Source organism: Haloarcula sp. KBTZ06 (genome assembly GCF_048595605.1).
Taxonomy (GTDB): Archaea; Halobacteriota; Halobacteria; order Halobacteriales; family Haloarculaceae; genus Haloarcula; species Haloarcula hispanica.
Map to the genome: position 1 here is coordinate 752,278 of NZ_CP184337.1, position 14,293 is coordinate 766,570.

At 65.4% G+C, this 14,293-nt stretch carries 16 protein-coding genes; 8 read left to right on the top strand and 8 right to left on the bottom strand.

Annotated features, from left to right (window positions below):
• The first annotated feature begins 32 nt into the window (after positions 1-32).
• From ACNO8S_RS04060 to ACNO8S_RS04070, 3 genes are all read left to right on the top strand, one after another.
• Positions 33-737: a hypothetical protein gene (locus tag ACNO8S_RS04060; protein WP_014039820.1), complete on the top strand. Its 705-nt coding sequence runs from the start codon at positions 33-35 to the stop codon at positions 735-737.
• Between the two features lie 174 nt (positions 738-911).
• Entirely contained in the window at positions 912-2,237 is a 1,326-nt protein-coding gene (locus tag ACNO8S_RS04065) for a divalent metal cation transporter (RefSeq protein WP_050037715.1), read from the top strand.
• Positions 2,234-2,788 carry a hypothetical protein gene (locus ACNO8S_RS04070; protein WP_420182516.1) on the top strand — a complete coding sequence of 185 codons (555 nt, stop codon included), beginning with the start codon at positions 2,234-2,236 and terminating at the stop codon, positions 2,786-2,788. Before ACNO8S_RS04065 ends, ACNO8S_RS04070 begins: the two co-directional genes overlap by 4 nt.
• 38 nt (positions 2,789-2,826) lie before the next feature.
• Here the strand turns inward: ACNO8S_RS04070 and ACNO8S_RS04075 are convergent, their stop codons facing one another.
• The 3 genes from ACNO8S_RS04075 to ACNO8S_RS04085 form a co-directional block, all read right to left on the bottom strand.
• Complete coding sequence (locus tag ACNO8S_RS04075) at positions 2,827-3,075, bottom strand: hypothetical protein (protein WP_050037716.1); 249 nt, start codon at positions 3,073-3,075, stop codon at positions 2,827-2,829.
• A 20-nt stretch (positions 3,076-3,095) separates the two neighbouring features.
• On the bottom strand, positions 3,096-3,251 hold the full coding sequence (locus ACNO8S_RS04080) for a hypothetical protein (protein WP_008310249.1): 156 nt from the start codon (positions 3,249-3,251) through the stop codon (positions 3,096-3,098).
• A gap of 80 nt (positions 3,252-3,331) precedes the next feature.
• Entirely contained in the window at positions 3,332-5,248 is a 1,917-nt protein-coding gene (locus ACNO8S_RS04085) for a beta-CASP ribonuclease aCPSF1 (protein WP_064288360.1), read from the bottom strand.
• 268 nt (positions 5,249-5,516) lie between these two features.
• Between ACNO8S_RS04085 and ACNO8S_RS04090 the strand changes: the two genes are divergently transcribed.
• Positions 5,517-5,999 (top strand): hypothetical protein, encoded by a 483-nt coding sequence (locus ACNO8S_RS04090; protein WP_064288361.1) that lies wholly within the window; start codon positions 5,517-5,519, stop codon positions 5,997-5,999.
• 41 nt (positions 6,000-6,040) lie between these two features.
• Here ACNO8S_RS04090 and ACNO8S_RS04095 read toward each other — a convergent pair whose 3' ends face one another.
• Entirely contained in the window at positions 6,041-7,099 is a 1,059-nt protein-coding gene (locus ACNO8S_RS04095; protein ID WP_064288362.1) for a DUF7350 domain-containing protein, read from the bottom strand.
• A gap of 110 nt (positions 7,100-7,209) precedes the next feature.
• Between ACNO8S_RS04095 and ACNO8S_RS04100 the strand changes: the two genes are divergently transcribed.
• The gene (locus ACNO8S_RS04100) at positions 7,210-7,692 is read left to right on the top strand and encodes a hypothetical protein (protein WP_420182517.1); all 483 of its coding nucleotides are present in this window, start codon (positions 7,210-7,212) and stop codon (positions 7,690-7,692) included.
• Positions 7,693-7,705: 13 nt separating this feature from the next.
• Here ACNO8S_RS04100 and ACNO8S_RS04105 read toward each other — a convergent pair whose 3' ends face one another.
• The 3 genes from ACNO8S_RS04105 to ACNO8S_RS04115 all read right to left on the bottom strand — a co-directional run bounded on the left by ACNO8S_RS04105 (position 7,706) and on the right by ACNO8S_RS04115 (position 9,885).
• Entirely contained in the window at positions 7,706-8,971 is a 1,266-nt protein-coding gene (locus ACNO8S_RS04105) for a DUF7405 family protein (RefSeq protein WP_420182518.1), read from the bottom strand.
• 78 nt (positions 8,972-9,049) lie between these two features.
• A complete protein-coding gene (locus tag ACNO8S_RS04110; protein ID WP_050037721.1) occupies positions 9,050-9,553 on the bottom strand; it encodes a winged helix-turn-helix transcriptional regulator in 504 nt (167 codons plus the stop codon).
• Entirely contained in the window at positions 9,550-9,885 is a 336-nt protein-coding gene (locus ACNO8S_RS04115) for a DUF7471 family protein (RefSeq protein WP_050006893.1), read from the bottom strand. Before ACNO8S_RS04115 ends, ACNO8S_RS04110 begins: the two co-directional genes overlap by 4 nt.
• A gap of 81 nt (positions 9,886-9,966) precedes the next feature.
• Here ACNO8S_RS04115 and ACNO8S_RS04120 point away from each other — a divergent pair, with 81 nt between their 5' ends.
• The 3 genes from ACNO8S_RS04120 to proS all read left to right on the top strand — a co-directional run bounded on the left by ACNO8S_RS04120 (position 9,967) and on the right by proS (position 13,146).
• Positions 9,967-10,689, top strand: coding sequence for a hypothetical protein (locus ACNO8S_RS04120; protein WP_064288366.1), 723 nt, complete (start codon positions 9,967-9,969; stop codon positions 10,687-10,689).
• Positions 10,690-10,782: 93 nt separating this feature from the next.
• The gene (locus tag ACNO8S_RS04125) at positions 10,783-11,562 is read left to right on the top strand and encodes an SAM hydroxide adenosyltransferase (RefSeq protein WP_420182519.1); all 780 of its coding nucleotides are present in this window, start codon (positions 10,783-10,785) and stop codon (positions 11,560-11,562) included.
• 129 nt (positions 11,563-11,691) lie between these two features.
• Positions 11,692-13,146 carry a proline--tRNA ligase gene (gene proS, locus ACNO8S_RS04130; protein ID WP_420182520.1) on the top strand — a complete coding sequence of 485 codons (1,455 nt, stop codon included), beginning with the start codon at positions 11,692-11,694 and terminating at the stop codon, positions 13,144-13,146.
• Positions 13,147-13,158: 12 nt separating this feature from the next.
• Here the strand turns inward: proS and ACNO8S_RS04135 are convergent, their stop codons facing one another.
• The gene (locus ACNO8S_RS04135; RefSeq protein WP_014039834.1) at positions 13,159-14,118 is read right to left on the bottom strand and encodes a patatin-like phospholipase family protein; all 960 of its coding nucleotides are present in this window, start codon (positions 14,116-14,118) and stop codon (positions 13,159-13,161) included.
• Between the last annotated feature and the right edge of the window lie 175 nt (positions 14,119-14,293).

Here is a 14,293-nt window from a genome sequence, read left to right on the forward strand (position 1 = left end):
CGCTTCCGTCTACTGTGACAGAGTGGCCACCGGTGGACCCTGCCGACGCAACGGCCGTTGCACAGCAGCGTGACGAACTGGTCGCGGCGGTCCGGGACCACGCCGGACAGGTCGCCTACCAGCTCGCCCGGCTGGAAGGCGGCGACTACGGGCAGGCGGACATCGAGACCGACCGCGGCGAGTGGACCGTCAAGTACGAGGGCGGCGATCTGGAGTATCTGCGGTTCTCGCCGTCGCGCGGCTCGGACACGTACGTCATCTCGACCAAACAGCCACCCGAGCCGGAGCCGCTGGCCGCCGCACTCGCCGACTACGACGCCTTCGTCGAGGGGTTCAACGACTACGTCGCGTCGCTCGACGGCGTGCTCGACGACGTATCGACCGAGTTCCCGGAAATTGCCACCACCGACGGCGTCGTGGCCGAGCGCGACCGTGTCCTCGGCCGCATCCGCGAGATTTGCGACCAGATTGCCCGGGAACTCCAGCGCTACGAGGGCGGCGACTACGGGACCTTCACCGACCGAATCGGCGGCACGCGCTGGGAACTCAAATGGGACACCGACGGCGCGTCGTACCTCCGGGTCGGCGGGAGCAACGGGCTCTATCTCCTCTCGCAGTACGAACCGCCGTCGGCCGCCGACATCCGGGAGTACGCCCCCCAGTTCGCGGATTTCGTCGACGCCTACAACGACCACGTCGACGAACTGGAATCGGACCTCGGAACCGTTGAACTCTGAGTCGGAGCGGTCTGTCCTGCTCTCGGTAGCGTTCCGCTCGGTGAGCGTGTGGTGTGTCAATTCGGCCAGCGCTGTCATTTTCGCATAATCGCTTTACTGAAGTCGAATTACCGTAGAATACCACCGAACAATATGTCGGCAGGGTTTTCAGGGGGCCTCACCCAAGCCGGAGGTATGAGTTCGACCGAAACCGTCGACAGTTCGGCTGTTAGCAAGGGAACACTCGGTGAATACGCCGAAGCGATGGGGCCGTCCTGGATCGCGGGTGCAATCGCCGCCGGCCCGGCGACGATTGCCAGCCTCGTCACCGCTGGCGGTGCGTTCGGCTACAGTCTCCTGTGGGTCGTCGTCCTCTCCGCGGGGGCGGGAGCGCTGGCCCAGTACCTCGCGATGCGGCTGGGACTTCTGACCGAACGGGGCATCGTCGCCGTCGTCGAGGAGCACCTCGGCGACGCGTGGGCGTGGCTGCTGGTCGGCGACGCGGTGCTTGCGGCCGGCGTGGCACAGCTCGTAATCATGAAGACTGTCGCCACGGTCTCGGCGACGGTGACCGGTATCGACGCGCGAATCTGGGGCGTCGCCTGGGCGCTCATCCTCGCGGCGGGCCTGGCCGGCGGCGGCTACCGGTTCCTCGAACTCGCCGCGAAAGTCCTCGTCCTGCTCGTGGTCGTCGCGTTCGTCGCCAGTCTGTTCGTCGTCCCCATCGACGCCGGCGCGGCGGTGACCGGACTGATTCCGTCCGTCCCGTCCGGGAGCGCGCTGGTCGCGGCCGGCATCCTCGGCGGCGCGGTCCACATCACGCTCATCACGATGCACTCCTACACGATGCGAGCGCGGGGCTGGACCCGCGAGGACTACGACCTCGCGACGGTCGACGTGGGGGCGTCTATGCTGGTGGCGTTTGGCATCTACAGCCTCGCCATCTTCCTGGTGACGGCGAGCGTGCTCACTTCCGGCGACCTCACGACGGTCGGCGCTGCGGAGGCCCTCGGTCCATTGGTCGGCGACAGCGCTCGCTGGCTGTTCCTGCTCGGCCTCTGGGGCGCGGCCGTGTCGACGCTTGGCGGCAACACCATCGTCCCGCCGTTCCTGCTCGCCGACAAGCTCGGCTGGGGCACCACTATCGAGGACAGCCGCTACCGCGGGCTACTCGTCGCCGTCGCGCTGCTCTCTGCCCCGGGCGCGTTCATCGGCGGGAACGTGCTCGGCCAGCTCGTCCTCGTGCTTGCCCTCGGCACCGTCGGCACTCCGTTCGTCATCGCCCTTGTCCTCTATCTCCTGAACTCCGACGCGGTTCCGGAGTCGAACTCGCTGGCGGCGAACGCCGGCGGGCTGGCGCTCATCGCAGTTTCGGGCGGGCTCGCCGGGAACTTCGTCGTCGAACAGCTCGGCGGCGGCGTCGGCCCGCTCTCCGGGTTCGTGCTGGCGTTTGCCATCGTCCTCGGCCTCGCCATGGCCGGCCTCGGCGGGAAGTTCCTCCGGGAGGAACTCCTCGCGTGACCGGCGTTGGATTCCCACTCTCTGGGTCGACGCTCGTCACCGGTCCCTCCAACGCCGGCAAGACGCGGACGACCGCTGCCGCCATAGAGGCATGGCTCGACCGCGAGGGCACCGAGGGCGTTGTCGTCCTCGATTTCGCGCCCGAAATCGAACTGGACGGGACTGTATTAGGCGGCCGTCTTGATCGATTTATCAGCGTCCCGGAGTCGGTCTGGGTCGGCCGGATCGACGCCAGTGCGCCCCGCGCCGAGAGCGAGACGGCCGAGCAGGCGGTCGCACTCGCCCGGGAAAACGCCCGCCGTGCCGAGCGACTGATTGACGCGCTCCCGGAGAATCCCCGCGCGGTGTTCGTCAACGACGCGACGATTCCGTTCCAGCACGACGCCGCTGCGGTCAGCCGGCTCACCGAATACTGTAAAAAGGCGGACGTAGCCGTCCTCAACGCCTTCGACAGCGACGAACTGGGCGTCGATAATCCGGTGTCCCGGGCCGAACGGGACGCGCTCGATAGGCTCCGGCGCTGGGCCGACCGGATCGTCGATCTGTCGTAGCGTCCCGTCGAACGGTGACCGGACGCGTCAGCGGCTGGCTACGACCCGCCGCGTTTCCGGAACCAGACGCGCTCGCCGACCGGATCTTCGTCGTCGCCGATGTCGAGCCGACTGACGAACAGGTCGCGAATGGCCATGGTGACGACGAGTTCAGTCGGCGCACCGGACTTGTTTTCGACGGTGACGACACAGTGGCCGTCTCGCTCCGCTATCTCGGTGATTGTACCGACGGTCCAGCTGTCGCGGTGGTGTGACGGTTCCTGCGCGTGAATGCGGTCGTGATTCATCGGGACTGCTGTGAGTTATCTCACCGGTTCCACTCGTAGAACCACCACGCGCCGCCGAGCACCATCAGGCCGATACCCAGCGTGGAGGTGGCCGGCTCAGGGATGATGAACAGTACGAGCCCGATGAGTACCATCCCGACCGGTTCGAGTTCGTCGAGATACTGGATGATGTCCATACGCGGTAGTTCACCCGCCTGCCGTATAGAGGTTCGTCCGGCTATCGGGGAGTGAGAACGAACCGGGAACGGCGACTGGATCAGCGGAAGCGGAACGTTTCGAGGTTCTCCGGCGCGAAGGTCCGGATGTTCTGGTCGTGGTACAGCGACGAGGAGAGGTCCTGTGTCGCGGATTCGTCGCCGTGGACACAGAGGATCTTCTCGGGTCGGGGGTTCATCGTCTTCACGAAGTTTTCGAGTCCCTGTCGGTCGGCGTGGCCGGAGAAGCCGTCGACCGTCTCGACGGTCATCTCCAGCGGGACCGTCTCGCTGCGCCCGTTGCCGCCGACGGGCGCCTCGTCTACGCCGCGCTGGATACGATTACCAAGCGTTCCCTGCGCCTGATAGTCGACGAAGGTAAGCGTCGAATCCGGGTCGGGGCCGAGCTGTTCGAGCCAGGACATGACCGGCCCGCCGGTAAGCATCCCCGAAGTAGAGAGGATGATAGCGGAATCGCCATCGGCGATCTCCTGTCGTTCCTCGTCCCCGCCGTCGATGTGGTTGAACTGATCGGCCAGGAACGGGTTCTGGTCTTCGTCGAAGATACGGTCCTGCAGACCGTCGCGGAGATACTCGGGGTAGGTCGTGTGAACGGCCGTCGCCTCCCAGATCATCCCGTCGAGGTGGACCGGCATCTCGGGGATGTCGCCGTTCCGCATCGCCTCTTCGAGGACGAGCATGAGTTCCTGTGACCGCCCGACGGCGAAGGTCGGAATGAGCACTTTCCCGTCGCGGTCGTAGGCGTTCTGGATGATCTGTTTGAGCTTTCGCTCTGAGTCTTCCTGATCGGTCTGGTAGTCGTTGCGGCCGCCGTAGGTCGACTCCAGCACGAGCGTTTCCACCCGCGGGAAGTCGTTGACCGCGCCGTCGAACAGGCGCGTGTCGTCGTAGTGGATGTCGCCGGAGAAGGCGACGTTGTACAGGCCGTCGCCGACGTGGAAGTGACACACCGACGAGCCCAGAATGTGGCCGGCGTTGTGCAGCGTCAGTTTGATGTCGGGCGCGATGTCGGTCACGTCGCCGTACTCCAGCGGGATGGTGTGTTTGATGGCTTCGCGGACCATCTCGGAGTCGTACGGCGGGGTCCGACCGTCGTCCGCGGCAGTGTCCAGATAATCCAGCGTCAGCAGGCCCATCAGGTCCCGCGTCGGCTCGGTGCAGTAGATGGGGCCGTCGTAGCCGTATTCGAACAGTAGCGGGACCAGCGCGGAGTGGTCCAGATGTGCGTGGGTCAGGACGACGGCGTCGATACCGTTGGTCCCGGCCCCGAACGCCTCCGGGATGTCCAGATACGGTTGCTCCCCGTTCGACCCGGGCTTGTTACCACAGTCGATGAGGATGCGCGTGTCCGGCGTCGAGAGGATGAACGCGGCGCGGCCGACCTCTCGGCAGCAGCCCAGTGTCGTGATACGGACGTACTCGTCGTCGGACATCGGCTCGCGGTGGATCTGCCGGCCGACGCGTTCGAGGATGTCCCGGCGGTCCTCACGCTCCTGTTTGAGGAAGTTCCGGACGTTCTCGACCGTCGAGGACTCGATGGGGGGCGTTCGAACGACTTCGGGCGTCCAGCCGACCTCTTGCGTGATGTCACGCAGGGTCGAGCCGCGCCGGCCAATGACGACGCCGGGCTTCTGGGCCTGGACGACGACTTCGCCGGTGTCGGTGTGGAAATTCAGGTCCATGACGCCGGCCTCCTCGGGGATGAGTTCCCGAATCGCCTCCTCAGCCTCGGCTGGCGGGGCCAGTACGTCCGGGTCCGGGCGGACCGTGATTCGCTTGCGGAGTTTCGACGCGAGCCGGCGAACGAGGTCGCTGTTCGCGGCGAACTCCTTCGGGTCCCGCGTGTATATGACGAGTTCCGGTCCCTCGTACGTGACATCCGAGACGGAGATACGGCGCGGGACTTCCTCGTCGATCGTTGCCTTCACGTCTTCGAGTTGCTTGTCTACAGTGCTCATAGCTCAAAACGGGGTGTCATCCCGGTAGCGGGGCCGTCCACGGCTGGCGCGGGCCGACCTGGTGCCGCGGGATGTACGCTCTCTAATAAAGTCATCAGTTATCGGTGAGTTGCCTCCGGACGTGGAGAGATGTCCGGAAAACCGTCCTCTATTTCTCAGTATTCCCCTCGTGTTATAAAAGCCTTCGCAATACGGAGGGTAGGGGGCCGGACCGTGGTCGACGCGCTGTTGCCCAAAGGAGTAAACGCACACCGTGTGAGACGCCACCATGCGACTGACACCGGACACAGTCCGCGACGAGTACGAATGGGTACAGGACCGTCGTAGCGACGTCGTCCCGCTGGTGAACGAAACGCGAGCCCATCTCGGGTCCCAGTTCGACGTCGACGTCGAGCCGCTCACAGACGACGCCTACACGGCCGCCATCGACGAGGTGTTCGCCGACGGCGACCGTGCGGTCAACGTCGCAGCGCTGGTTCATCTGCTTCGAGAACTGGACGTCGAGAGCGATTACCCGGGCTTCGTCGTCGACGAACTGCTGGGCCGTGAGCTGGCAGCGATGATTGCCGGCGAGCAACCGCTCCGGCTGCTCGCGGAGGCCACCTTCCACGTCGCGGACGTGCGAACCCACGGGGACGACACAGCGGCCGCGGGTGCTGACGACCTCGACGCCGCACTCGCGGCCGGGGTTCAGACGCGGGTCCCGGGCTGGCCGTGGCAACAGACGGAGAGTCCGTTCGCCGTGGAGTGAGCCATGGTCCGCTCTCGCAACCGAACGACTGGTCGAGGCGGTCAGCCTCCCGAAAACGAGAACGAGGGTGTCGTCAGGAACGCCGTCTCGTACCCCTCGTGGCGGGACACCTGTGGCGGGGCGACGACGTCGACACCGACAGACGGCTCCTGGGTCGCCGTCTCGACGACTGCGCCGTAATGATACCCGAGTTCGGGGTGGACCCCAGCGGTCAGCGCGTCGTCGAACACCGTTTCGCCGTCGGCCTCAACACTCCCGTCGAGGGACATCATCGGGAGGGGAACGCGGTTGTACGGCGTCCGAGCCGAGACGGCGAGATACGACTCGCCATCGGAGAGGAACGCGGCGTCCTGTACCCACGTCACGGCGTACACGCCGTCGCTCCCTTTGTCCGTCCCGAGGACCGTTCCGGGCAGGGCCGACACTTCTGGGACCTGCGATGTCGGTACCATGTCCATGTTCATCAGGTCGACCGCCCCGCGCTCGCCCTGCGAGTCCGGGAACTCCTCGAAGGAGAGCTGGTCGCGGGTGGACTGTGCGAAGTCGAACTCGACCGTTGCCTCGCCGGCCTCGCCGAACCGACCGTCGAAGCCCCCCAGTCGGCGTTCCCCCATCCCGTTGACGCGGACGGAAAGCTGGTAGACACCGTCGCCGTCGAGCGCGTAGTTGTCGCCGTAGTGAAAGCCCATGTTCTGGGAGATCATCGGCCACGGGGACTTGTCGGCGACCGTCTCGCCGTCGCGTTCGATGGTGATCGAGAGGCCGGCAGACACCGGCAGCACCATCTCGGTCTCGGGGTCCCAGATGGTTGCCATCAGGTGGACGCTGTCCTCGCTCCGGATGTCGACCTTTTCGGCCGTCGTCCCGGTGACCGTCCAGAAGCGGTGGGGAAAGGAGTAGCTCAGCCCGACCATGTACTCGCCTGCCTGTGCCATCCCGGCCATCCCCATTCCCTCGGCGTGGGTGGGGCGGTACGTGGCGTCGGGGCGGTTCTCGACCAGCGGGGGAGCGCGTGTCGACTGGGAACTCAGCGAACCACACCCCGCCAGGACCGTCGTGCCGGCGAGGCCGGCACTGGCGAGGAACTCTCGGCGATTCATGGACCGCCTTTGGGTCCTCGTCTGAAAGACCGTTCTGGTACGATAGCCGAATGTCGTGGCGAGACCGAAACGGCACAAGACATTTGCTATCGGTCGGTGCAATCCCGGCCGTGTCCTCCAGAATCGCCCGTACTGCGGTCCTCAGCTTCGTCGTCTTGGCCGCGGGATGTTTCGGTGGACCGTCGCCGGAGTCAGCGCCCCCGTCGGAGGCAGCGACAACCGTTGCATCCCCGACAGGGACTGTCGAGTTCCATGACGGTCCAAAGGACCCGCCCGACCAGCCCGCGACGCTGAACGAGTCCTCCGCCCGTGAGTTCGTCTACGAGTACCAGTACCGGAGCGTCTACAACGGTCTGTGGCAGGGCGAACACACCGAGATGACCCTCGACTGCCGCATCGACAACGTCACCGAGCGGTCGTGGGGGTACGACGTCGTCATCACCTGTACAGGGTCGTCGACGACCGACCCGCCGGCCGGCTCGACAGCGACGGACGGTCCGATATCCGACTACTTTACCCAGTCGTATCGGTACAGCGTCGGCGCCGACGCCCTGGCTCGTGAGACAGTCGAGAACCGTGACGCGGTCTCCTGACGACATCGACCCGTCAGGCTGGGTCGGCCGGTGGGAGCGCCCGCAACGAGCGCGGGGGGAGCAGGTAGTTCCCGCGTCGCGTGACTGTCATGTACTGGAGGATACCGTTGTTCACTCGCTGACCGACGGCGGAGTCGTTAGCGACGTCCGTTCCGTTCATCGCCTGTTTCGTCGCGACGAAGTCGGCGATAGAGCGTTGTAGCGAGAGGAAGTGCAGCCCCGCTTCGCCGTCGTCGGTCGAACTGAAGTCCCGGCGGAGGATGGTCGGTGTTCCGTCGTCCCTGACGCGGGACATCTTCTGTGCATGACCGACGACGCCCTTCTGTCGCCCGCTTTCGACCACGTCCTCGGGACACTCGCTGGCACCGTTGTCGGTGCCGAGGTTCTCGCCGACGCCTTCGACCCTGTCCTCGTCAGCGTGGGCCGGACAGAACATCTTCGAGACGCGCTGGTCCCGAGAGTCCTGTTCGTACCACTGCTGGAGCTGCAGCCGGATTTTCGAGAGGTGCTGGGTCGCGCCGCCGGCAAACGGTCCCGAATCGACCGTCACGCGGTCCTCGGAGGCCTGGTTTTCCTTGAACCCGGATTTGAACCCCATGAACAGCGGGGCCTCTTCGGGGACCGGGTCGGAGTCCGGAACCCCGTCGACGTCCTGGTTCTCGGCGGGGAGGCCGGCCCCGACGAACCCCGTCCGTCGCTCTGCCTCGCGCAGGACGCCCTCGAAGGTAGCGCTCATCTCGTGGTCGTTCGCAGTGTCCCGATTCCCCTTCAGTGCTTCTTCGGCCTCGATGACGGCTCGCTCGTCGTCACTGGCGAGGTGCAGGAGCGCGTCGGGCGTGTCGAGTTCCGGGTCTTCGAAGGGGGCAAGCGCCATCGGCTCTGGCAGGTCGACGCCGGCTACGTCGGCTTCAAAGCGGTCGAAGTAGGCCGGGCTGTACCCGAGCGTGAACAGTAGCCCCTCGTTGCTCCACTCGTAGGCCTGTTCGAGGTCGCGGAGCGCCGTATCGACCTGCTCGCGGCCGGCATCCGTCGGCGTTCCGTCGCCGGTGTAATCCAGCAGCAGGAGGACGTGGTGGCGCGACAGTCGGTGGTTCCCGGCGTCGTCGGTCGCCAGCGACGCGTCCCAGGCGTGCTGACGCGCCGGGAGAGACGAGGGGTCGTCGGTTCCCTTGGGTACCGTCCCCGACCCGCGGTCGAGACAGGCGGCCAGCGCCGCGGTGCCGCCGATGGCGACGGCGCTCTTGGCGAACTCGCGTCGGGAAATTCCGCGTTCAGTCATCACCCACCCTATGGACTGCCCGTGCAATTGGGTTGTGGTACGGGACTCGAAATCAGCCACTGTCCGCGGATAGTCGAACTAGCTGCTCTCGAAGAGTCGGTCGAGTAACCGGGTGAAGCGGTCCGACAGGCGGTCGGGGGCCGTGGGGTCCACCGTCGCGAGCAGCTCGACCGTCTGGTCACGCCGACAGAGCGCCAGCGTCACCCGTCCACCGTCCCGACGCTTTTCGACGATATCGTGTTCGACCAGGCCGCTGAGGTGGTGTTCGAGCGTGCTCCGAGCGATGTCGAGGTGGTCGGCCACTTCGCCGGGGCGAGCGGCTTCGCGCTCTACGAGCGTGACAAGAACGTCTCTCGCCGTTTCGCGACGGAGGAAGGCGATGGCGTGGCGCTCCCAGGGGTCGAACGACGCCGTGTAGTAGTGCGTGCGCCCGTTGATCGACTCGCTGGTGATGCGGTCGAGTCGGCCCAGATGGTACTGTACCTGTCCCGTTGCGAGGTCCAGCGCCCGGGTTAGCTCCCGGAAGTGAACTCCCGGATTGGACTCGATGTGCCGGTAAATCCGCGCTCTGGTGTCGCTCATAGCCCCTCCTCGTCGAGGCGTTTCTCGACTGTCCGGGCGTAGTACACTGCACCGAGGACGAGGACGACAAAGAGGGTATCGAGCGCGTGTTCGAGGAAATGGTGGGTCGGTCCTGAGACCAGTTCGAATCCGGACAGCAGCGCGATGAGTGGGCGGGCAAACAGCGCGGCGAGTGCGAGCACAATCAACAGATACGCACGCGTCCCGCGCTGGCGGTACGCGACCAGGGCAAGCCCACACAGGACCGCCCCGGCCACAGCGGAGAGGACGACGACGGCGGCGATGTCCCAGCTCCCGGCACCGAGATGGCCCCCAATACTGAGCGGTTTCATCAGGCGTTTACTTCGGAACCACGGTGCCTCAGTCGTTCGGTTTTGCGCGACTTTTTTATCGGACCGCTGAGACGTGGCGGTATGGACTGCATCGGCTTCATCTGCGAGCCTGAACACCCGGTGTTCGGTGCCGTCGCAGAGCGGCTCTCCGCCCGGGGGTTCGACGTCCAGTTTCTCCGCCCCGGAAACCCGGTGGCCAGAGCCGATATCGACGACCTGGCCGCACTCGTCAACACGACGCTCCGGCCCGAGTCATTCAGCGCCCTTCGCTACGCCGACAGGGTCGGCGTCGAGACGTGGAACGGGTTCCTGCCGACGACGGCGCTGGCCTGCCGACTCGTCGCCCTCCACGGGCTGGAGCAGGTCGGCTGTCAGGTCCCGACCGTCTGGTTCGAAAAGCCGGATCACGACTACATCGCCCGGACTCGCTACGCCTGGGACGGGATGCCGGCGAACAGTGACGAGGGCGATTTCTACCAGGCCCGGGTTCGGGAGGAGCCGGTGGAGTACAAGTACTTCGCCGTCAACGACGGCCGCGAAACCCATCTGCGGGCGATTCAGGTCCGGTCGGAAGTGTCCGGGCTGGACCACGTCATCAGCGAGGAGACTGTCGAGGTGACGCTCGCGGCCCGCGTCCGGGAGTTGCTGGACCGCTTTGGCGCGCGGGCACTCTGTGTCGAGTTCGTCGAGAGCAAGGAAGGGTTCTACGCGCAGGCTGTCGACCCCGCGCCGGGATTCACCGGGACGGGAATGGAACGCCGTGTCGCTGACTCTATCGCCTCGCTGACGACAATCGGTGCCTGAGTGTCGGCGCGGGGTGCGTTTGACAGCGCTGGCTCTGTTACCAAGGCACAAGATTATACAGGTTCACCGACGTGGTAGCGACCGGAGCCTTTCATGAGCACGTTCGTCCATCTCATCGCGGACTACGGCCCGGCCGATCCGGCATTCTCGGAGGTCGTCCACCGTCTCACTGCCGCCGACCCGACGATGACCGTCCAGTCGACCGAAGTCAAGCCGTTCTCGACGGTCGCCACGGGGTTCTGGATTGCGCAGCTCGGCATCCACAATCCGTCGTTCGACGACCTGCTGATTTACTCGAACACCGCGCCACGAACCACGGAATCGACGCCGGAGCGGGCCGACACCGGCGGGCCCCTGTGCTATCTCGAACTGGACAACGGCGTCCCCGTCGTCGCCGTCGACGCCGGCTACAACCTCTCGTTTATCGCCGGCCGCGCGACGACCTTCCGCGAGATCGAACTGCCGGCCGACACCGGCCAGTTCCGCTCGCGGGACGTGTTCCCGCGCCGGGTCGCCGAAATCGCGAACGGGAACCGCTCGTCGCTGGGCGCGGAGCGCTCACTCGACGACGTCCCGGCCCCGCCCGAGTCCGTGGTCTGTCACGTCGACGGGTACGGGAACGTCAAGACCTCGATTCGAACCTCGGAGTTCGAACCCGGTAGTGACACAGTCGCTGTCGAACTCAACGGTGAGTCCCGTGAGGTCGTTGTCAGGGATGCTGTATCGAACGTTCCGGAGGGAGTCCTCGCTATCGTCCCAGGGTCGGCTGGTGGGAGTGACCCCTATCAGGAGCTGTTCTTGCGCGGCGGGTCCGCGGCATCGGCCTTCGGGACCCCGGAGCCCGGAGACAGTCTCTCTATACGGGCGGAATAGAGCTGAGATCGACCTCCGCTACGATGGTCCTCGCGGCGCGAAGCGGGGCATCGAACTGGTCCGGTCGGCGTGCCAGCGGCTCACCACCCTTCGGGGAGTTTATTAGCGCCGTGGGCCACGACACACCTAATGAGTGGCGAGCAGGAACTCGGCATTACCGAGAGCAAGGAGCATTCACCCGGCGAGTGGTACGCCGAGGTCGTCCAGAAGGCAGGCCTCGCGGACTACGCCCCCATGGGCGGGTTCATCGTCACGCGACCACGCGGCTACGCCATCTGGGAGCGTATCCAGAACAACCTCGACGGCTGGTTCAAGGACACCGGCGTCCAGAACGCCTACTTCCCGCTGTTTATTCCCGAGAGCTATCTGGAGAAGGAGAAAGACGTCGTCGAGGGGTTCGACCCCGAGGTCGCGTGGGTGACCCACGGCGGCCACGAGGAACTCGAAGAGCGCCTCGCCGTCAGGCCCACCAGCGAGTCCATCATCGCCCCGTTCATGGCCCAGTGGACCCGCTCGCACCGGGACCTCCCTTTGCGGTTGAACCAGTGGTGTTCCGTCGTCCGGTGGGAGGCCACCGAGACGAAGCCGTTCTTCCGCACCAAGGAGTTCCTCTGGCAGGAGGGTCACACCGCCCACGCCGACGAGGACGGCGCGTGGGAGGAGACGATGACTCGTCTAGACCAGTACGCTCGCCTCTACGAGGAGGTCATGGCGATGCCGCCGCTGAAGGGCCGCAAGCCCGAGCACGACAAGTTCCCCGGGGCACACACCACGACGACCATCGAGACGCTGATGCCCGACGGCAAGACCGTTCAGGCCGCCACCTCTCACTATCTGGGGACCTCCTTCGGCGAGGCGTTCGACATCACATACGCCGACGCCGACGAGGAGGAGAACACCGCCCACACGACCTCGTGGGGGCTGTCCTGGCGCGCGATGGGCGCGCTCATCATGACCCACTCCGACGACCAGGGGCTCGTGCTCCCGCCCGCGCTCGCACCCGATCAGGTCGTCGTCGTCCCCATCTGGCAGGAGGACAACAAGGACGAAGTCATCGACTACGCCGCCGACCTCGCTGCCGAACTGGACGAGGCCGGCGTCCGCGTCGAACTCGACGACCGCGAGCACCGCAATCCCGGCTTCAAGTACAACGAGCACGAACTACACGGCGTTCCTCTCCGAATCGAAATCGGTCCCCACGAGGTCGAGGACGGGGAAGCCACGCTGGTCCACCGGCCCGACGGTGAGAACGCGACCGTCGACCGCGAGGGCATCGCTGACACCGTTACCGACCACCTCGACACTGTCCACGCCAAGCTGTACGCCGACGCCGAGGAGACGCTGGAGGGCGAAATCCGCGAGGCTGAGTCCCGTGAGGAGATTCTGGGCACTATCGGCCAGCACGGCGGCTACGTGAAGTGTGGCTGGTGCGGCGACGCGGACTGTGAGGAACCGATCAAAGACGCTATCGCGGCCGAAATCGTGATGGTTCCCCTCGACCGCGACGAGGAGCCGATCCACGACGACTGCGCCATCTGCGGTGAGGACGCCGAGGAGACGGCGTACTTCGCGAAGAGCTACTGAGAAGGCGGGTGCTTACTCTGGTATCCGGTCCAGAAACGCGCCGGCTTCGGCCCGGCCCGTTTCCATGAGGTCCTCGATGAACCGAGGGTCGCGGTCGCGCTTCGAAGCTGCTGTCAGCTTTTCATCGAGTCCCAGTCGCCGTATCTCGATGTGTTTGAAATCGTCCGGGAGATACCCCTTTTCGACCCATTCGTTGACCTTCCGGACGAAGAACAGCTCCTGATTCAGCGAGAGATTCCCCGATAGTTCCTGCCGGCGGTCGGTGATCTCCGCAAGCGATGTCGGTCGGTCGTCGCGGGTCTGTGGCTCGATCTGGATGACCCAGATCTCGTCCGGTTTCGGTCGGTCGCTGGTCAGGAACTCCCGGATCGGTGGGTTCTGTGAGAACAGGCCGTCCCAGTGCCAGTGACCGTTCAGTTCGACGGCTTTGTACAGCAGCGGGAACGCGGCCGAGGCCAGCACCGTCCTTGCTGTGATGGCATCGTCGGTGAACGTCTCGAACACGCCGCTGTTGACGTTGACCGTGCCGACGGTCACATGCGGTGGTACCTCGTCGGCGAGACTGTCGAACTCGTCGAACTCGATGTGGCGGTCGAGCAGCGATAGGAACCAGTCGTGGCCGACCGCTCCTGGCGTCGCGTAGGGCGAGATGTCGGCCGCAGGGACCATGAGATTCTGTAGTCGCTTGCGCCAGACGAGCGACTCGTTCAGCAGGACCGAGGGCGGTGTCGTGGCGGCGACGTCACACCAGACGTCTCCCAGCAGCTTCTCGGCGTCGTCGGGGCCATCACTGAGCAGTCCGTACCAGGCCGTGACCGCACAGAGCGCGCCACCGGAAGTACCACTCAACCCCACGAGATTGTACTCGTTGTCGACAGTTGGTAGGAGTCGTTGCAGCACACCGGCGGTAAACGCACTGTGGCTGCCGCCGCCCTGACAGGCGATGGCGACGCTGGGTCCATGACCAGACATGGTTTAATTCATATACGAGGGGCTTGCATAGATAGTTGCCGGCCCACCGATACTGCCGGCTGTGAGCCGGTGAAGTGTCTTGCCACCTCTGGGTAGCGGGCATCTTCACTAACACAGCCGGCAGTATGAAGGAAGGATGGGGTCGGGGAGCGTGTGACATTTTCCTCCGTGCCCC